Here is a 19,267-nt window from a genome sequence, read left to right on the forward strand (position 1 = left end):
TTAATCTCCTATCCAAAATGCGTTTTTAATATGCTTAATCTTATTCGTAGAAAAATTCACTTCAATCACATCAAATCTTGGCTGATAGTTTAAGTTTTGATGCTCGTACAGATAGTACTCAGCCGTTTTGATTATCTTCTTTTGCTTAGATTTGGTAACAGCCTCCATGGGCCTACCGTAGTCCATCTTGTTTCTGGCTTTGACTTCAACAAAAATTAAGTACTCATCGTCTCTAGCTATGATGTCAATCTCGCCATCTCTTACCTGATAGTTTTGGTCAAGTATGAAGTAGCCTTCGTTTTGAAGGTATTCCTTAGCTTCTTCTTCGCCAAATCTTCCCTTTTTTCTATTGTCTTTTCTATTAAAATTATTTTGCATCGTCATTACCCAAAAGCTTTCTCAAAAAAGTTTTTCTATGTAGCGGCGTAGGTCCATACTTTAATATAGCCTCTCTATGCTTTTTAGTACCGTAACCTTTGTTGTTCTCAAGGTCATAGTATGGATACTTCCCTGCTAAATAAGTAATATCAGCGTCTCTAAGTACCTTTGCAACTATACTTGCCGCAGCTATAGTAAATACAGTAGCATCGCCATGAACAATGGCTCTTTGCTCTACATCTACATCAATCTTTTCCGCGTCAATCAAGATTATATCAGGTCTTAGCTTATTGTTCATATCGTCATGAAAGTCTTCTACTGCCCTTTGCATAGCTAGATGAGTTGCTTCTTTAATGTTTATTTCGTCGATCTCCTCAGGACTCGCCTTGCCAATTCCTATGCCGATAGCGTTTTTAACTAGCTCTTTAAAAATCTTTTCTCTCTTCTTTTGGCTTAGCTTTTTCGAATCGTTTACCTCTTCCATAAAGAAGTCCTTTTCAAAAGCTATAGCACAGGCAAGTACATCTCCGAAAAAGGGTCCTCTACCTACCTCGTCTATGCCGACTATAATCTTGTGGCCTTCATCAAAAAGTTTATCTTCATAATCTTTATTCATCTAGCGGCTCCTCAAGTGAAATTCTGCCTAAAAGTCCATTCCTAAACTCGTCTACAAGTATATTTATAGCCTTATATACATCAAGCTCATTTCCTTTAAGTATAAAACCTCTGTTCTTTGCTATCTCTTCAAGAATTTCAAGCTCTGTAGCATCTTCATTAACCTTGTATCTCGCATTAAGCGCACCGCTATAATTAGTCTTAAGGAATTTAATTAGAGCGATGGCGATGTCGTCTTTGTTAAGTATATCATCTTTGATTGAGCCGATGAAGGCAAGGTTCATACCTATCTCTTGACTCTCAAACTTTGGCCACAAAACGCCTGGTGTATCAAGAAGCATAAAGTCATTATCGACCTTAATCCATTGGTTCTTCTTAGTTACACCTGGTTTGTTGCCTGTCTTAAGGCTCTTTTTATTGTTCATTAAGTTAATAAAAGTAGACTTGCCAACATTTGGTATGCCGACAACCATGGCCTTGATAGGTCCGAAGTGCTCTCTTTGTTTGTGCTCTTTGTGATACTTGTCGACCTCTTTGCGCGATAAGTCAATAATCTTTTTCACGTTCGATTTGTCTTTCGCGTTGAACTCAATGCACTTTGCATCCTTGTAATGAGCTATCCATTTCTTGTTGACTATCTCATCTGCTAAGTCCGCTTTATTTAATAATATGATCTTGGCTTTATTAGCCGTTATTTCTTTGATTATGGGGTTCGTGCTCGACATAGGTGCTCTCGCATCTATTAGCTCGATAACTATATCGACTAACTTTGACATTTCAATTAAAGACTCTCTCGTCTTCTTCATATGTCCAGGGTACCAATTTATATTCATAGCATACACCTTCCTAACTATCTTCTATATTATCACAAAAGACAGTCAATGTAAATAAATATCGCAAAGAAAAAAGACACTCTCTCAATAGAATGTCTTTACATCAATTAAAACGATTGTTTTTCTCTAACTTTAGCAGCTTTACCTACTCTGTCTCTTAAGTAGTAAAGTTTAGCTCTTCTAACTCTACCTTTTCTAACAAGAACGATCTTGTCGATTCTTGGAGAGTGAAGTAAGAATGTTCTTTCAACACCAATACCATATGACAATCTTCTTACTGTAAATGTTTCTTTAGCTCCGCCGTTTTGTCTCTTAATTACAGTACCTTCGTACACTTGGATTCTTTCACGTGTACCTTCTACAACTTTATAGTGAACTTGAACAGTGTCACCTACATGAAATTGAGGAATGTTGTCTTTTAATTGTTGTGCTTCAAGCATCTTAATATAGTCCATCTTAGTCCTCCTTCTTTAGTTTATTTAATATTTCTCTCAAATTTTTCATTTCCTTTTTATCTAGCTTAGCAAAATCAAGTAAGTCTATCCTGTTTTTAACAGTTGCCTTGAATGACTCAATGAGTCTAAAGTCATCGACATCTTGATGGTTTCCACTAAGCAAAACTTCTGGAACCTTATCCCCATCCAGATCATATGGTCTGGTGTACTGAGGATACTCTAAAAAATTTGACATGTGAGTTTCGTCTGAATACGAATCTTCTTTTATTACTGAATCAACTAACCTCGATACGGTATCTATGATTACCATAGCGGGTAGTTCTCCACCGGTCAATACATAATCCCCGATAGATAGCTCTTCATCGACATAGTTTTGGATGATTCTCTCATCTAAGCCTTCATAATGCCCACAAAGAATTGTTATCTCGTCAAGTTTTGCATACTCTTTAGCCAAGTCTTGATTGAATAATTTGCCCTTCGGTGAAAGATAGATAAGCTTTTTTGGCTTAATATCTTCTAGGCAGTCCTTAAGAACATCCGCTCTTAAAAGCATGCCGCTTCCGCCACCATAGGGGTAGTCATCAACTTTATTGTGCTTGTCCTTAGAGTAGTCTCTAAAATTAATAAGATTGATCTCTATAAGCTCATTATCTATAGCCCTTTTGATTATACTAAAATCAGTAAGAGCCGTAAACATCTCTGGGAACAGCGTTAAGACGTTAAATTTTATCATAAGATACCTTCTATGAGTTTGACTTTTATCTTTCTATGCTTCAAGTCAAGTTCTTTGATAAAGGCTTTAACAAAAGGAATAAGTGCTTCCTTGCCGTCATGATCCACAACAAGCACGTGATTTGCGCTCGTCTCCATGACATCTTTAACAGTGCCAATAAATTCGTCAGCTTCACTAAAAACTTCCATGGCTATAAGCTCATGTATATAGTACTCACCCTCTTCTAGTGAAGGCATCTGAGCCTTATCAATAAAAACATCCTTATCAATAAGCCTTTTGACATCATCTATATAATCAAAGCCTTTTAACTTAAGTACAATAAATTTTGAAGCTATCTTTTGACTTATAATCTCAAGCTCTTCACCATCGATATAGATTTCATTATACTCTTTGAAACCATTTAAATCATCTGTGTACGGAAAGATTTTTACCTCTCCATTTAAGCCATGCGCTGAGACAATCTTTGCTATCTTTATAAGGTCCAAGATTTATTCCTTTATTTCTAAATTAATTCTTCTTGAATCTTTAAGAGTAGCTCCGGCTATAAGTCTGATTGCTTTAACAACCTTACCGCCTTTACCGATAACTCTGCCTATATCGTCTGGATTTACGTATAGATCAATGTTGATCTCGTTTACTGATTCATTAACTGTAACTTTAACATCATCTTTGTTATCAACAATAGATTTTGCTAAAAATTCAACTAATTCTTTCATATTAACCCCCACATCCTAAGCTTCTACAGCTTCTGTTTCTTCTGTTGCTTCAGCTTTCTTAGCAGTCTTTGCTGTTATATCATATCCTTGAGATTTGAATAATCTTTGAACTGTTTCACTTGCCTTAGCTCCGTTTGCTATCCATTGTTCAGCCTTTTCTTGATCGAATTTTATTGTCTTTGGCTCAGTTAATGGGTCATAATAACCAAGTTGTTCAATAAACTTGCCATCTCTAGCTCTTCTTGAATCAGCTACAACAATTCTGTAAAATGGATTCTTTTTTGATCCCATTCTTTTTAAACGAATTTTTACCACAATCTCACCTCCTTAAAATTTATATATTAAATGGAAAATTGAAATTTCCTTTTCTTTTCATAGACTTCTCCATCTTGCCGAAGCGCTTCATCATCTTCTTAGTATCTTCGAATTGCTTTAAAAGCTTGTTAACATCATTTGTTGTTGTTCCGCTTCCTTCTGCAATCCTCTTCTTTCTTGAAGCATTGATTATGTTTGGACTTACTCTCTCTTTCATAGTCATACTTCTGATGATGGCTTCGACTCTGCCTATATCTTTGTCACTTATATTTATGCCCTTTAAGGCTTTTGAATTCATTCCTGGTATCATCTGCATTAGATTTTCTATAGGTCCTAAGTTTCTCATCTGAGCGATTTGATCTAAGAAATCATCAAGGGTAAATGTTTCTTCCCTTAATTTTTTCTCAAGCTCCATTGCCTTCTTTTGGTCAATATTGCTTTGCGCCTTCTCAATAAGAGTAAGCACGTCGCCCATACCAAGTATCTTAGAAACTATTCTGTCTGGATGAAACTCTTCAAGCTCATCCATCTTTTCGCCCATACCAACGTATTTAATCGGTTTGTCAGTTACGGCTCTAATTGAAAGTGCCGCACCGCCTCTAGCATCACCGTCTAGCTTTGTTAATATTACTCCTGTTATGCCAAGCGCATCATCAAAGGCTTTTGCCACGTTTACTGCGTCTTGTCCAGTCATTGAGTCAAGTACAAGAAGTATTTCTGATGGCTCTAGATTTTCTTTTAAGCCTTTTAGCTCATCCATCAGTACTTCGTCTATGTGTAAACGACCCGCTGTATCGACAATAACTACGTCGTTACCATTCTTCTTAGCGTGCTCTATAGCGCTCTTAGCTATGTCAATAGGCTTTATCTTATCGCCCATAGAAAATACTGGCACGTCAATTGACTTTCCAACAACTTCTAGCTGTTTAATGGCTGCTGGTCTATAGACGTCGCAAGCAACTAATAGTGGTCTTCTGCCTTTCTTTCTGAGGTTTATAGCAAGTTTACCTGTAGTAGTTGTCTTACCTGCACCTTGAAGACCGCACATCAAGATGATGCTTGGGTTCTTGCTAAGGTTTAGTCCCTCTTTAGTCTTGCCCATAAGATTAATTAATTCTTCATTAACAATCTTAATAACTTGTTGACCAGGAGTTAAACTCTCCATAACTTCAGTGCCTATGGCTCTTTCTTTTAATGTATTTATAAAATTCTTAACTACCTTATAATTAACATCCGCTTCAAGAAGAGCTAGCTTTACTTCTCTAAGTGCCGCATCGACATCCTTTTCACTAAGTCTGCCCTTGCCTCTTAAGCCGTCTAATGTTTTTTGTAGTTTTTCTGATAAGCTCTCAAATATCATTATTGCTCCTTTTAGATCTCGTTTATAATCTCTTCAGCTTCTTTAATCTTTTCTCTTATATCTTCTATATCCTTACTGCCACTAGCCTGATCAAGTAAGTCAAGCGCTTTAGTCTTGGCCTCTTTCTTCTTATCAAACTTCTCTATAAGCTTAAGTGCTGCCTCATAAGACTTTAACTTGTCTATAGCTCTTTTAATGTTAAGGCTCACCGCTTGTCTTGATATTGAAAGAAGCTCAGCTGTCTCAGTAAGTGAATAGTCTTCGTTGTAATAGTAATCAACCGACTTTGACTCACTCTCTGTTAATAGGCTTCCATAGAAGTCCAAGAGTCTTCCGATATATATATAATCATCTAGTACTTTCATTTTATCTTTTTCCTTATAAAACTCGCGTCGTTCTTAGTGTTATCACATAAAAAACTGTCAAGCTATTTACTTGACAGTTAATATAATACTATATAGATTGACTTTTGTCAATACTTTTTTTAAAATTATTTAAATATTTTTAAAATAATGCTTCAACGAAGTCATCGACGTTAAAGGCTTGAAGGTCTTCTATCTTTTCACCGACACCTATAATCTTAACTGGCAAATGTAATTCGCTCTCAAGTGCAATGATGACGCCGCCCTTAGCAGTGCCGTCAAGTTTAGTAACGCAAACGCCTGTTATGTCGCTCGTCTCCTTAAAGGACTTCGCTTGTATGATGGCGTTTTGACCAGTAGTCGCATCAAGAACCAATAAATTTTCTTTAACTGCATTAGGAAATTCTCTATCGATAACTCTTTTAATCTTGTTAAGCTCATTCATTAAGTTTTGTTTGTTATGAAGCCTACCCGCTGTGTCGCAGATAAGTATATCAGTCTTTCTTGCCTTAGCTGCCATGATGGCATCAAAGACAACGCTTGCTGGGTCAGCTGATTCTTCATGAGCGATGATGTCAACGTTTGCTCTATTAGCCCATTCTTTAAGCTGTTCAATGGCAGCCGCTCTAAATGTATCGGCAGCAGCAATCAAAACGCTCTTACCCTCTTGTCTGAATTGGTAGCTAAGTTTGCCTATGGTAGTCGTCTTACCAACACCATTGACACCAACAACTAGAAGTATGGCTGGAGATGGCTCAAGCTTCAAATCTCTCGATGTAATATTGTCATTCATTATATTTTTAATTTCATCCTTTAATATAGGAAAAGCATCTTTTCTTTCAAGTATATTTTCTCTAACAAGTCTTTCTTTCAAGTTATCAATAATGTTCATAACAGTTTCTACGCCAATGTCTGATGTGACTAAAACTTCTTCAAGCTCATCGTAGAAGTCGTCGTCAATGTCTGTGCCCTTAAAGACTGTCTGAAGCTTATAGTTTAGATTTTGTCTTGTCTTTTCAAGGCCTGAGAACATTCTCTTGAAGAAAGATGATTTTTCTTCCTTGACTTCCTCAGGCACTTCTTCATTTACTTTTGCTTCGTCATTCATTTTTACTTCAGCATTTGATTTTGCCTCGTCAATTGATTTTGCTTCAGCATTCATTTTTACTTCTTCAATCGATTTTGCTTCTTCATTCGCTTGCGTTTGACCAAGCTCCTCTGCCAAATCTATTTTTTTCTCTTGAACTTCTTTTTGCTCTTCATCTTTATTTTTCTTTTTAAACCAGTTAAACATATTTCACCTCTTAAGTTAATTTCATCGAAAGTATCGAGCTTATGCCCTTTTCTTTCATAGTAATGCCGTATATAGCGTCCGATATCTCCATAGTTACCTTTCTATGCGTGATAAGGATAAATTGTGTTTCGTCTTTAATCCTATCGAGATAAGCTGTGTACTTACTGATGTTGGCATCATCAAGAGCCGCATCTATCTCATCAAGTATACAGAATGGCGATGGTTTTGACTTTAGTACCGCGAATAATAAAGCTATCGCTGTTAAAGTCTTCTCTCCGCCTGATAGTAGACTTAGTGACTGCATGCTCTTTCCTGGTGGACGCGCCTCTATCTCAATACCTGAGTTAAGTATATCGCTTTCATCGCTTATATATATCTTCGCTTCGCCGCCACCAAATAAGTTTTGGAATATCTCTGAGAAATATCCTTGAATAATATTGAAGTTATCTTTAAACTTTATCTTGATAGTTTCGTCGATATCGTCGATTATATTTAATAAGTCCTCTTTAGACTCTTGCATGTCATCATATTGCTTTCTTAAGAACTCTAATCTTGTCAATGTATCTTCATACTCTTTTATAGATGATAGTGATACATCGCCAAGCGCATCAATCTTTTCTTGTAGTTCTTTTAAGTCTTTTGTACTTGCCTTAACAAGACTTTCCTTGTCAATATTTTCAACGTTAATGAAGTAATCGTTCGATAACTTTTCTTTTATATTATCTTTCATTACTTCGTTACGAGCAAGTAGGACCTCATTCTTATTAATCTCGTCCTTGATGGCTATTATGCCTTCTTGACAATTCTTTATCTCATTTTGCAAATCAAAGATCTTAGATAAAACTTTTTCCTTTTCATCTGTCTTTTGATTAATCTTATCAATGTATTCTTGTTCAAGCTCTTCATTTTTCTTCAAAAAGTCCATGATGCTGGCATTTTCATTTTCAAGTGCTTCTTTATTTTGGCTAAGCTCCTTAAAATCGCTTGCAAGGCCATCTTTAATCTCTTGTGACTTAGCTATATACTCTTGTGATATAGCAATGTCTTCCACAGTTCTTTCAAGCTTTGCTTCTAAAGTAGATTTTTCAACGCTTATTTGAAGAAGCTTTTCATTACGCCTATCTTTTTCTTCTTCAAAGCTCTTGATAAGTTCTTTTTCAGCTTCTATCGTCTTCTCATGCTCAAGCTTTTTACTCTTAAGCTCTTCTAAGTCCTTCGCGCCTTGAGCTTTCTCTTCTTCAAGCGCTTCAAGTGATTTATTAAGCTCTTCTCTTTGAGTTTTTGCCTCACTTATATCTCTTTGAGCAAAGGCTATGTTTATCTCAAGTGAATTGATTTCTTTTTTAACAGTGTTTATCTTTTCATTTATTGCAATGATTTCTTCATTTAGCTTGTCATAAGATGTTTTTTCAGTCTTAATCTCTTCTTCCTTATTTATAAGCGCCGCTTTAGCTACTTCTAATGATTTTTTCTTCTCTTTTATCTCGTCCATTAGCTTAGTAAGCATGTGTTTACGCGAGATAAATGATGATTTTACTTGGCTACCGCCCACTATTGATCCAGATGAATTTATAATCTGTCCATCTAAACTTACATATCTATATTGCTTATAAACTTTTGATATTCTAAGAGCAGCATCAAAAGTACTCGTTACAACTGTTCTTTGAAGCAAGCTCTTGAATAGATTGTCATATTTTTTATCATAAGTAATTAGCTCGCTCGCAAAACCTATGGCATCTTTGTCTTTAATATTATAATTTTCGTTTGATCTAGAATTATATCTATTAAGTGGATAGAAAGTCGCTCTACCATAGTTATTCTTCTTCAAAAAGTCGATGTACTCTTTGGCATCGTCGTCTCTATCTATGACTATAGCTTGTAAATTCGATTGAAGTGCCGATTCTATGGCAAGTGAGTATTTTTCATCGCAGTTAAAGATGTCGACCACAAGTCTCGATTCAGATTTGAAATAATTTTTCTTCGCCGCCTTGGCTATCTCTTTAACGCTTCTGTAGTAGCCGTCGAGATTTTCCTCAAGATTTTTGTGCATCTCATAACTTTTTTCTAAAACTCTAATGTCATTTTCTAAAGCAAAGTAAGCATCCTTTGATTTTGCTAAATCATCAACTTTTGCTGTGATCTCATCTTTCGCTTTTTTATAAAGCTCTTCCTTTTCACTAAACGTCTTATTTAAATCATTAAGATTGTTATTTGCTTTGTCAAATTCATCATTTTGCTTATTTAATTCATTTTCTTTATCGCTTATCTTTTTTTCTATGTCCGTAAGCTTTTCGTTTTGAGTAGCTTTATTATTATTCTTGTTTTCTATACTTAGTCTTAGCGCCTCAAGCTCTTTATCAAGCTTCAAGCCCATATTCATAGCGTCATCGTAGCTAGTTCTATCATAGGATGCGTTTTCATTTTTAAGTGCTTCAAGGTCCTTAGCAATCTTTAATAAAGTTTCTTCACTTGATTTTTTTAATATAGATAATGTTTTTATCTTTTCTTCTGATTCTAGTAATTTATTTTCGTGCTCTTTCTCTTTTAATTTGTTATCAAGCACTTTATCTTCTATAGATCTTAGTTTTTCTTTGTTTATCTCAAGCTTTTGCCTATTGATATCAAAGTCCCTTAAATCTTTATTTCTTTGCTCTTTAATCTCATCGATAAGCGCTTCATATTTCTTAAGATCAGCTTGTAGTGGCGCAGCGCTCTCTTCGACCTCTTTATTCTTTATTTCACTTAATTTTAAATCATCGATGAGCCTTTCTTTATCCGCTGTAAATTTGAGTAAATTCTTCTCTATCTTTTCATAAGCATTATATGAAATAGATACGTCGACTTTTTTATACTCTTCCATAAGGCCCTTATACTCTCTGGCTTTTTCCGATTCGCCCTTAAGTCTCGCTTCATTTTGTTCTATTTCATAAAGAATATCTTTTATTCTAAGTAAATTTGCCTCAGTCTTATCAAGCTTCCTTAAGGATTCTTCTTTTTTGTATCTATACTTACTAACGCCTGATGCCTCTTCAAAGATGGCTCTTCTGTCCTCTGGCTTATTTGATAGTATCTCGTCTATCCTTCCTTGGCCAATGATTGAGTAGCCGTCCTTACCAACGCCTGTGTCAAGGAAAAGCTCTCTAACGTCCTTCATTCTGGTCTTTTTATTGTTTATAAAAAATTCGCTCTCGCCTGAGCGGTACATGCGTCTTGTGACCTCAACCTCTTGGTATTCAACCGGTAGAGCGTTATCATCATTTGAAAATATTATACTTACTTGAGCGTAGCCAAGCGCTTTTTTCTCTTCAGTTCCTTGGAAGATAACGTCACTTGCCTTATTTGCTCTAAGAGATTTATTGCTTTGCTCGCCTAAAACCCATCTAACAGCGTCAGATATATTACTCTTACCACTACCATTAGGCCCTACAATCGTTGTAACTCCAGGGGTAAAGACTATTTCAGTTTTATTTGCGAAGGACTTAAAGCCCTTCAATATTAATTTATTTAAACGCAAAATATTTGCCCCTTTCGTACTTATTCTTTATAAGCTCCTTAAATGAGTAGCTTTGCGGGCTTCCATCGTAAAACATTAGCCTATCGTCCTCATCAAAGATGCCTTTTATCTCGTAATTTATTTTATATTTTTGATAAATTTTCTTTCTATTTACCTTCTTCGAGCCGCTCAAGTATGAAGCGACTTTTTTTGAAGAAACAAGCGTAAAATCATTTGTAATTTTATTAAGCTCTATAAATTCTTCTATGATTTCTAGATAGATTGCCTCGTATGTTAGTGAGCGTATCGCCGGGTGGAATGGCCCTGCCACTACGTCCTTTCCTAGCTGGATATTATCAGTAGTTTGAAGACCTATCCTAATTATCTCAATGTCCTTTGCTTCAAAAATGATAACTATGCTCTTAAGCGTATCAACTGCTTCGTCCACATCCAAGGGCTTGTAAGAGCCGTCTTCAAGTCTATCTACAAGCTCTGTATCCTTTATGACAAGCGTTGGATATATCCTTACAAAGTCCGGCTCAAGCGCAGCTATTGCTTCAGCTGTAGCTATATCCATATCTGCAGTTGACTTATATAGGCCAGTCATCATCTGAAGTCCAAGAGTAAAGCCTCTATCCTTAATCATTTTAGCGCTGCGAATTGTGTCAGCCGCCTTATGACCTCTCTTTAGCGCATCTAAAACAGCATCATCCATTGACTGAGCACCTAACTCAATAGTTTTTACCTTATACTTTTCAAGCTCATCAAGAATTTCTTCACTTACAGCGTCCGGCCTTGTAGATATCCTTATGCTATCAATGAGGCCACGCTCTATGTATGTATTTGCAAGCTTTAAGTAGCTAAGCATAAGTGGGTAATCAAGCGCAGTGAAGCTGCCTCCATAAAAAGCAAGCTCTATATCCTTCTTTCCTTCATATAGCTCCAAATACTTTTCTATATCCTTTTTTATATTTTCTTCTTTTTGCGCATCGTAATCCTTTGCTATCTTCTTTTGATTGCAGAAAATGCAATCGTTTGGGCAGCCTAGATGCGGTATAAAAATTGGTATTATATAGTTTTTTTTCATCTTATCAAATTCATCTCAATCGCAAGTTTTTTCGAAGCCATTTGCTTAGCAGCCTTTTTTGTCTTCGCTGTGGCAATGGCTTTGTGCCCATCAAGCTGGGCAGCGTATTCAAAACTCTTATCATTGTCTGGTCCATATTCATTTAAAAGAGTATATACTAAGTCTAAACCATGTTTTTGAGCATATTCTATCAAGATATTCTTATAATTCCTAAAATCATTATTAACATCTAATACCATATGAGCACTCTTTAAATATTTATCCATGATAAATTTTTCAACTTTCTCAATATCTGAATCCAAATAAATAGCTGCTATTAAAGCTTCTAAGTGGTCAGCAAGTATTGATGTTTTATCAAGATTAAACCTTAAATTCGTTTCCATATAGATGTACTCATCCAAATGAAGGTCTTTAGAGACCATATTTTGGTATGAAGCCTTACCAAGCATGGCAATGTACTTAGACAGAGTACCTTCGTCCTTGTCTATGTACTTAGTGAATAAATATTTTGCTAGGACATAAGAAAGTACCTTGTCGCCTAAAAACTCTAGACTCTGTGCATTATATGGCGCAGTTAAGTCCTCTGCCTCTCTAGCACTCTTGTGAACTAGGCTAGTGAAGAGTAAATTTCCATCATTAAAATTATATCCGATAATCGCCTGCAAGCTTTTGAGCTTTTCGCGAGCATCGGATATATCAAAATTCTTCATTATTTTGCAGCTTCTACGGCTAGTGCGATTGCCTCTCCAACTGTTTTAACACTTGTAACCTTGTCATCATCAAGGCTTACATTTAATTCGTCTTCTAAATTCATAATTAATTCAACTATGGCAATTGAATCTGCCTTTAAATCTTCTTTAAATCTTGTTTCGTCCTTTAAATCTTTAAGATCTACTTTAAATTGCTTAGCAATTATTTCTTTAATTTTTTCTTCTAACATAGCTCCTCCTAATTTTCCTTTAAATATTCTATAACTCCTGAATTCACAAAGTCAACAGTGTTTCTTATAGCTAAGTAAAATGCCTTCTCATCACTATTGCCATGTGCTTTGATTATTGCTTTATTTACACCTAAGACAGGTGATCCACCGTACTTAGTAAGTCCCATAAGAGACATGACATCCTTTAAAAATGACAACTTCATTTCGTCTGAGGAGAAATATTTCTCATCCTTCATTATAAAGTTCTTTATGCTTCCCACAAAGACTTTGCTAGCACCTTCAAGCTCCTTTAGTATTACATTGCCTACGAAACCGTCTTGAACGATGATATCTGCATCAGTTGTAAGCACTTCATTAGCTTCGATGTTTCCAATAAAATTAAGTTCTGAATTTTTAAGTATTTCATGAGCCTTCTTAGTTAGCTCATTGCCCTTTTTAGCTTCAGCGCCGTTAGATACCAAAGCAATCTTCGGTCTTTCTATGCCAAGTAGCTTTTCAACGTACTTTGATCCAAGCTTAGCAAATTCATAAATAAATTCTGGCTCGCAGTCAACATTGGCCCCTGAGTCCAAAAGTAGTGTTGGTCCCTTTATTCCAGGTAAAAATGTTGGTATGCTCGCTCTTTTAAAGCCATCTATCCTCTTTACTATAAGCATAGCTGCCGCAAGAAGCGCGCCAGTTGATCCAGATGATATAAAGGCATCTGCATCGTCATTTTCAACTAAGTACTTTGATGCTAGGACTATGGATGCTTTATTCTTCTTTCTTATGGATAGAGCCGCCTCGTCCTCATTTGTGATAACGTCTTCAGTTTGAACTATCTCATAATTCGCTGCATCAGCTCCAAGATGCTCTTCAATCTCTTTTCTATCGCCGAACAAAACAAAATCTAAAGAGCTGTCCTCTGCCTTTGCCTTTTGCACAGCCATAAGCATAGCCTTTGGTGCATTGTCGCCGCCTTGTGTATCAATTAATAACTTCATAATTTCCTCCGTTCTAAATCCATAATTATTATACATTATTTTGCCTATTAAATCAAGTTTTTTATGAATGAGATGAGATACGTAGTTATTTTACTTTAAAAAAAGTTTCTTGTGTGATTTCTTCAGCTATATGTTCATCATGACTAATGGTCAAAACATATAAATATACTTTAGAAAAACATTCTTTATATATTATTTCGTAATCATAGTCCATAAAATCACACCCTTTCTTGCTTTCTAATAGTTAGACGATTGAAAAATCAAAACGTTACAAATTTCTTGTTAATATTTTTACCCGTATTTAATATAAAAAAGACGATAGCGTTTTTAATTTCTATCTCCTATATATACCTTATTTCTTGTAATAAAAAAGAGATAACATTTATGCTATCTCTTTAAAAGTTTCATTATTAAATTTCTTGTCATCTAACAACGCATTAAAATAAATCTTCCAACCTTTTCCAATTTTCATTATTCATTTCTTTTGTGTAGTTTGTATTGTTAATATAAAGTCTTGTATCTTTATCTCTAACAAACCCCCAATTTATTTTACGCCTTTATGCGTAATCCTTAAAAGCATTGAATTTATTTTCGATTTGCTTATCAATATTTTCCAGATGACCTTTCTTTACCATGTCCTTAAGTTTCCTTGAATTGGTTTTTCTTTTTTCACTAATATAATCTGCAAGTTGTTGACTTTTTTCATTGGCATCTTCTATAATCTTTTTCATAGCTTTTAAAATAGCCTTTGCTGAATACTGAGCCACTTTTATCTCAATATTTATAGCCTTATTATTAACTTCATCATTTACCATATAGGCGACCTCCTTTCCGGGGAAAATAAAAAAGCGGCCCAGACTTTTACATCTGAACCTCTAAAATTTTAATTCTATAGTTTTTTATTATTTTTAATTTTATTACTGTTGTGACGTACTATATAAATTATTTGTCGCAAACTATTTTTTGCTATTTAATGCTTTATTGATGGTTTCTTGAATAAGAGGACTACAGCATTTACCCAAAGGATTGTTAATTTCGCACTTTGCATTTTTCATTGCCCCTGTAAGTCTAATAATATCTTTAATATTCTTTGCACCATCATCTAAAACAGCGTTTATAATTTGTTGCTCTGTAACTTGGTTGCAATAGCATATATATTTGGGATTTGCATCCTTTTTAAACCATATAGGAACTTTTACATCTTCCTTATAAAAAACTCTTTCATTGTTTAAGTTATAATACACGACATCACAATCTTCATTCATACATAAATAGTAAGTTTCTTCATCTACAACCTTTCCCCTAAGGTTTTCTGATACCATATGCTTGACAGTTATATTCTTAACCTTTTCTCCTATTTTGTGACATTTGGGGCAATTTGCTTTTTCTTCCACTGTACCAGTGGTTTTTTGTATTGAACCTCAGCAAGATTGATTTATCTTATTTTCTTGACTCACTTTATTTCCTCCTGTCTAAATAAATATTATTTCTATAGTTAATCAGGATATCTAATACCTCTTTCAATGGATCTACAGGTTGCAGCTCTTTTTAAGTCTTCTTTGTTCATTTCTCTTTCTACCAATAAGTGCCATAATGGTTTATAAGAAACTGCCATATTATTACCCCTTATCCGTTTTATTGTTAAGATATATTATATCATAAATAGGCTGATAAGTCACTTTATCCTATTTTATACTTGTGCTTGCGTTAGTATTTATTGAGATAGTCCTTGTTTTTTTCCTTGTCCCACTTGGAACTGCTTCAAATCACTTGGACCTAGTAGGAACAAATACACAATAAAAAAAGGCTGTATAATATGGCTGTATAATATCTATTGAAGATTTGCTTCCCAATAGATATTATACAGCCGATAAAATAACACAATATTATGGACTTGACTAAAGATAATGTAGCGTATATTTATCTAAAATAATTATTTGTAGTTTTCTATATTAATAACCTTGTCGAACCTATCCAAATAAGATGCATCTTGATTGTGGGTTATGACAATTCTTGTATAATAATCTAAAGATTCTATTAGTCCATCTATTACCCTAGCACTTTCTGGGTCAAGCCCACTGGTTGGCTCGTCGAATATAAGTACATCCGCCCCCCTATATAAGGCTCTAGCAATTTCAAGCTTCTTCTTCTCTCCACCAGAAAGACTATCATTTTTAATCAGACTTTCTTTCTTATCATTATAAACACTATCTAGTCCAACTCGATCAATTATTTCATCTAATTTAACCATATCAATATCACTTCTTCCCATCGTAATATTATTTATAAATGTATCTTCGAATATTACAGGCTCTTGCGGTATATAATATATAGTTTCATATAACTCAAGCTCTTTAAAATCTTTGAAATCACCATTTTCAAAAGTTATTTTCCCTTCGTAGGAAGGATTTATCCTCATTAATATCTTGGCAAGGGTAGATTTTCCAGAACCAGACGGCCCAATTATTGCATAAGCCATATTCTTTTCAATATCTATATTCATATCAGAAAAAACTTTCTTATCTCCATAAGAAAAAGATAAATTATTTATGTTTAAATCTAATTTTGGAAGCTTTTCAATCTTCTTATCAATCTTTTCATTTGGTATTTTAGATATCACAATATTTCTAAGTTCTCTAGTTGATAAAAGTTGGACTATAAATCTAAATGTATCTGCAAAAGACGCAGTGGCGATAGAAACTAAGCTTAAGGAAGCAAGTAAGTCAGACATTTGAATTAAGGAGTTTTTTACAAGTATCCCTCCTATAAAAGTAACAAGTAACGTTGAAAAGACATTTAAACCAAATAGAGTCTGACTAAGCATACGACTATTAATTGAAAAACTATTTATAGCTTTTAATAATTCATTATTAGCTTTATCAAATTTCTCGAGAAAATAATCATTGTTTCTAGATTCCTTAATTACCAAGTATCCATCCAATAACTCATTTAACTCATCTATATATTTAGAATATTTACCTGAACGTTCTATCTGACTCTTAGATATCCTTCCTGTAAATATTTTAGATGCGAGAGCTGGTAATAGGACAAATAAAAATGTAGTGATAAGCATATAAGGGTGTATTTTGTATAGACCTATTGTATAGACTATAGCTCTGCCAATACCAATCAAGGCATATGGCAAAATATATAAATATTCCATCCTTAGCTGATCTACATCCTGATCAATATGACTTAGATGCTCTCCCTTATTAACTTTAAAAAATAGAGATGTTTTACTATCTAGTAGCCCCTCTATGTAATCATGCCTTAAGTTATTAATAATATTTTTAGAAAATGCTAATGCTAATCTATTGAATATATAATGAGCGATGATTAATAATAGTACATATAAAATAGATAAAATAATAACCTTACTATACGTGTCATTTGACTTATTCATTACTACATCAATTATTCTTGAGCTTTGTCTTACATATAAATATGTAAAAACAACCTCCAAGACTCCAAAAATAACCGACATAAAAAGAATAAATTTATTTCTTAATACATATTTTTTCATTAATATATGTCTCCTTTCCTAATAAAATCTCTTATAATCTCCTCTCTTTTAATTCTTTTTATAGAACAGCTTTCATTAATCTTTTCTTTGTTTTGTATTAAAATTGAAGCTGAACATTCCGCTCTTTGTTTAACTATAGTTTAACATAATTTTGTTCTAACATCAATACTTTTTCATATTTCTGATTGCCTGTTCCTAGTTTATTATCATGTAATATCTTTGCCTATTTTTTCATACCAATCCCTTTAAACACAATAAAAAAACTCAGGCGATTAACCTGAGTCAGAGTGAAGACAAACCCAGGAATTTTTTCCTGGGTTTGCTTATTTTTATTAAATTTAGTAAAAAATCAAATTTTTTATGTATTTTTGCAAATAAACGAGTAAATACCTCCTTATTTGGATCCATCCTATACATCATTAGTGCTAGTTTTTTCATATTTAAGCATGCAAAAGTAAGCGCAGCTTTCATATCCATCTTAGCTTTGCCCTTCATGTTTGTATATCTAAAACTATGATACTCTTTTGCGCTTCCAAATTGTCTTTCTATTGTTTCTTTTCTTCTTGCGTATTCTTTCTTGCCTTGATTTGTATATCTATATTCTTCTGTTATGTCAAGGTAGTCTTGCCATATATGTCTTGTTATTACTTTTTGTTTGTTTTTACTATGTGTGCATCTATCTATGTTAGGACAGTTCTTGCAGTCGTTTATATCACTTTTATACTGTCTGTATCCTTCTCTATCTGTAGTTTTGTAATTTAAAAGTTTTCCTTGTGGACATATGTAGCAGTCATAATATTCGTCGTATATGTAGTCTCTTTTGTAGTATGGATTTTCTATTTGTAAGTTTCTCTTTTGTCTTGTATATGGAAATACTGGGAGTATTTTATCGTCTATTAATGTTTTTGCTATGGCTGGTATTTTGTAACCTGCATCCATAACTATCTTTTGGGGTTTCATCTTTTTTAGTTTTTCTTCATAGAATGGTAAAAATGTTGTGCTGTCATGTAAATTTCCTGGAAATGATTTGTATGCTAGTATCCAGCCGTTTTTATCGCATGATGTTTCTACGCAATAGGCGAATACTTCTTTATGTTCTCCTTTGTGAAAGAGGCCGCTTTCTGGATCTGTTGTTGACTGAACTATCGTTTGCCTCTCTTTATCTTCTTTCTCTTTTAAGGGCTTTTTTCCGTTTTCTTCTCTTTCTTGTGCTATTTCTTTGTCTAGCTGTGCTTGATATCTTCTTGCTTTTTTCTCTATTGTTACTTTTTTGTTTTTATGTCTGTTTGCATGTGCTTTAACATGTGTTGAGTCTACGAATTGAATCTTCTCATCCACAAAACCTTGTTCTAGTGCTTGGTTTAATATGTTTTGGAAGATGTTTTCAAATATGTCTGTATCTTTGAATCTTCTTCTATAGTTTTGGCTGAATGTTGTAAAGTGTGGAATCTTGTCGTAGAAGTCATATCCTAAAAACCATCTGTATGCAATGTTTACTTCTATCTCTTTTATTGTTTGCCTTATGCTTCTTATGTTGAATAGGTATTGTATGAATATTATCTTCATTAGCACTACTGGATCTATGCTTGGTCTTCCGTTATCTAATGAGTATTTATCTTCTACTAAATCATAGATAAAGTCAAAGTCTATATACTTATTGATCTTTCTTAGTATGTGTTCTTGTGGAACTAATTCTTCAACTGAAATTATTTGTGCTTGATCTGTTTTTGATTTACTATTTTTATGTAACATTTTATCACCTTCTATGTATTATATATACCCAATAGATGTGTATTTTAAGAGGTTTTCAAGTAAAAAAGTAGGCGTATTTTTATAAAAATACGCCTACTTTGTCAACAGTCTGACTCAGGCGATTAACCTGAGTATTTTTTATTCAACATCTAAAACCTTTTCACCATTGTAATAACCACAGCTCATGCATACTCTGTGTGGTCTTTTCATTTCATGACATTGAGGACATTCAACGAAAGTTGCTTTTCTTAATGTATAAGATGAAGCTCTTCTCTTGTTACGTCTTTGTTTTGATGTACGTCCTTTAGGTACTGCCATTAAAAACACCTCCTTAACTTACAGTAAATGTATTTCTTTACTAATTCGCATTTATAACATTACAATTATACTGTTTTTTCTATCTTTTGTCAAGACTTTTTCTATCTTAT

The 19,267-nt window shown here is 34.1% G+C and carries 22 protein-coding genes; all 22 read right to left on the minus strand.

Translation table 11 applies throughout. The annotated features are described in order from the left end of the window. The 22 genes from BN3004_RS07295 to rpmF all read right to left on the minus strand — a co-directional run bounded on the left by BN3004_RS07295 (position 1) and on the right by rpmF (position 19,157). Positions 1-378: a YraN family protein gene (locus BN3004_RS07295; protein ID WP_058260528.1), complete on the minus strand. Its 378-nt coding sequence runs from the start codon at positions 376-378 to the stop codon at positions 1-3. Then, the gene (gene rnhB / locus BN3004_RS07300; RefSeq protein WP_058260529.1) at positions 368-994 is read right to left on the minus strand and encodes a ribonuclease HII; all 627 of its coding nucleotides are present in this window, start codon (positions 992-994) and stop codon (positions 368-370) included. The genes BN3004_RS07295 and rnhB overlap by 11 nt, the downstream gene beginning before the upstream one ends. Further along, the gene (gene ylqF, locus BN3004_RS07305) at positions 987-1,826 is read right to left on the minus strand and encodes a ribosome biogenesis GTPase YlqF (RefSeq protein WP_058260530.1); all 840 of its coding nucleotides are present in this window, start codon (positions 1,824-1,826) and stop codon (positions 987-989) included. The genes rnhB and ylqF overlap by 8 nt, the downstream gene beginning before the upstream one ends. A 107-nt stretch (positions 1,827-1,933) precedes the next feature. Beyond that, positions 1,934-2,281: a 50S ribosomal protein L19 gene (gene rplS, locus BN3004_RS07310; RefSeq protein WP_058260531.1), complete on the minus strand. Its 348-nt coding sequence runs from the start codon at positions 2,279-2,281 to the stop codon at positions 1,934-1,936. Position 2,282: 1 nt separating this feature from the next. Then, on the minus strand, positions 2,283-3,011 hold the full coding sequence (gene trmD / locus BN3004_RS07315; RefSeq protein WP_058260703.1) for a tRNA (guanosine(37)-N1)-methyltransferase TrmD: 729 nt from the start codon (positions 3,009-3,011) through the stop codon (positions 2,283-2,285). Beyond that, positions 3,011-3,499: a ribosome maturation factor RimM gene (rimM, locus tag BN3004_RS07320; RefSeq protein WP_196792496.1), complete on the minus strand. Its 489-nt coding sequence runs from the start codon at positions 3,497-3,499 to the stop codon at positions 3,011-3,013. The genes trmD and rimM overlap by 1 nt, the downstream gene beginning before the upstream one ends. A gap of 3 nt (positions 3,500-3,502) precedes the next feature. Continuing rightward, the gene (locus BN3004_RS07325; RefSeq protein ID WP_058260533.1) at positions 3,503-3,730 is read right to left on the minus strand and encodes a KH domain-containing protein; all 228 of its coding nucleotides are present in this window, start codon (positions 3,728-3,730) and stop codon (positions 3,503-3,505) included. A 15-nt stretch (positions 3,731-3,745) separates the two neighbouring features. Beyond that, a complete protein-coding gene (rpsP, locus tag BN3004_RS07330) occupies positions 3,746-4,048 on the minus strand; it encodes a 30S ribosomal protein S16 (protein WP_026880687.1) in 303 nt (100 codons plus the stop codon). A gap of 16 nt (positions 4,049-4,064) precedes the next feature. After that, positions 4,065-5,405 carry a signal recognition particle protein gene (ffh, locus tag BN3004_RS07335; RefSeq protein ID WP_058260534.1) on the minus strand — a complete coding sequence of 447 codons (1,341 nt, stop codon included), beginning with the start codon at positions 5,403-5,405 and terminating at the stop codon, positions 4,065-4,067. Positions 5,406-5,416: 11 nt separating this feature from the next. Then, positions 5,417-5,770, minus strand: a complete 354-nt coding sequence (locus tag BN3004_RS07340) for a sigma factor-like helix-turn-helix DNA-binding protein (RefSeq protein WP_058260535.1) — start codon at positions 5,768-5,770, stop codon at positions 5,417-5,419. Between the two features lie 139 nt (positions 5,771-5,909). Further along, entirely contained in the window at positions 5,910-6,800 is an 891-nt protein-coding gene (gene ftsY / locus BN3004_RS07345) for a signal recognition particle-docking protein FtsY (protein ID WP_349267128.1), read from the minus strand. A gap of 271 nt (positions 6,801-7,071) precedes the next feature. Beyond that, the gene (gene smc, locus BN3004_RS07350) at positions 7,072-10,575 is read right to left on the minus strand and encodes a chromosome segregation protein SMC (RefSeq protein ID WP_058260537.1); all 3,504 of its coding nucleotides are present in this window, start codon (positions 10,573-10,575) and stop codon (positions 7,072-7,074) included. Continuing rightward, positions 10,562-11,641: an elongator complex protein 3 gene (locus BN3004_RS07355; protein ID WP_058260538.1), complete on the minus strand. Its 1,080-nt coding sequence runs from the start codon at positions 11,639-11,641 to the stop codon at positions 10,562-10,564. The genes smc and BN3004_RS07355 overlap by 14 nt, the downstream gene beginning before the upstream one ends. Continuing rightward, the gene (locus BN3004_RS07360; protein WP_058260539.1) at positions 11,638-12,351 is read right to left on the minus strand and encodes a ribonuclease III family protein; all 714 of its coding nucleotides are present in this window, start codon (positions 12,349-12,351) and stop codon (positions 11,638-11,640) included. Before BN3004_RS07360 ends, BN3004_RS07355 begins: the two co-directional genes overlap by 4 nt. Then, positions 12,351-12,581: an acyl carrier protein gene (locus BN3004_RS07365; protein ID WP_058260540.1), complete on the minus strand. Its 231-nt coding sequence runs from the start codon at positions 12,579-12,581 to the stop codon at positions 12,351-12,353. Before BN3004_RS07365 ends, BN3004_RS07360 begins: the two co-directional genes overlap by 1 nt. An 8-nt stretch (positions 12,582-12,589) precedes the next feature. Beyond that, the gene (gene plsX, locus BN3004_RS07370; protein ID WP_058260541.1) at positions 12,590-13,564 is read right to left on the minus strand and encodes a phosphate acyltransferase PlsX; all 975 of its coding nucleotides are present in this window, start codon (positions 13,562-13,564) and stop codon (positions 12,590-12,592) included. Between the two features lie 85 nt (positions 13,565-13,649). Then, positions 13,650-13,778 (minus strand): RNA polymerase sigma factor, encoded by a 129-nt coding sequence (locus BN3004_RS08580; protein WP_349267121.1) that lies wholly within the window; start codon positions 13,776-13,778, stop codon positions 13,650-13,652. Between the two features lie 343 nt (positions 13,779-14,121). After that, entirely contained in the window at positions 14,122-14,379 is a 258-nt protein-coding gene (locus BN3004_RS07375; protein WP_019214686.1) for a hypothetical protein, read from the minus strand. A gap of 141 nt (positions 14,380-14,520) precedes the next feature. Further along, positions 14,521-14,979: a Csac_0668 family 2Fe-2S cluster-binding (seleno)protein gene (locus tag BN3004_RS07380; protein ID WP_489884273.1), complete on the minus strand. Its 459-nt coding sequence runs from the start codon at positions 14,977-14,979 to the stop codon at positions 14,521-14,523. 518 nt (positions 14,980-15,497) lie between these two features. Next, positions 15,498-17,087: an ATP-binding cassette domain-containing protein gene (locus tag BN3004_RS07390; protein WP_058260543.1), complete on the minus strand. Its 1,590-nt coding sequence runs from the start codon at positions 17,085-17,087 to the stop codon at positions 15,498-15,500. Between the two features lie 282 nt (positions 17,088-17,369). Continuing rightward, complete coding sequence (locus BN3004_RS07395) at positions 17,370-18,839, minus strand: IS1182 family transposase (protein WP_058259270.1); 1,470 nt, start codon at positions 18,837-18,839, stop codon at positions 17,370-17,372. 138 nt (positions 18,840-18,977) lie between these two features. Continuing rightward, positions 18,978-19,157: a 50S ribosomal protein L32 gene (gene rpmF, locus BN3004_RS07400; protein ID WP_019214681.1), complete on the minus strand. Its 180-nt coding sequence runs from the start codon at positions 19,155-19,157 to the stop codon at positions 18,978-18,980. Between the last annotated feature and the right edge of the window lie 110 nt (positions 19,158-19,267).

The organism is Fenollaria timonensis (assembly GCF_001457835.1).
Lineage (GTDB): Bacteria > Bacillota > Clostridia > Tissierellales > Peptoniphilaceae > Fenollaria > Fenollaria timonensis.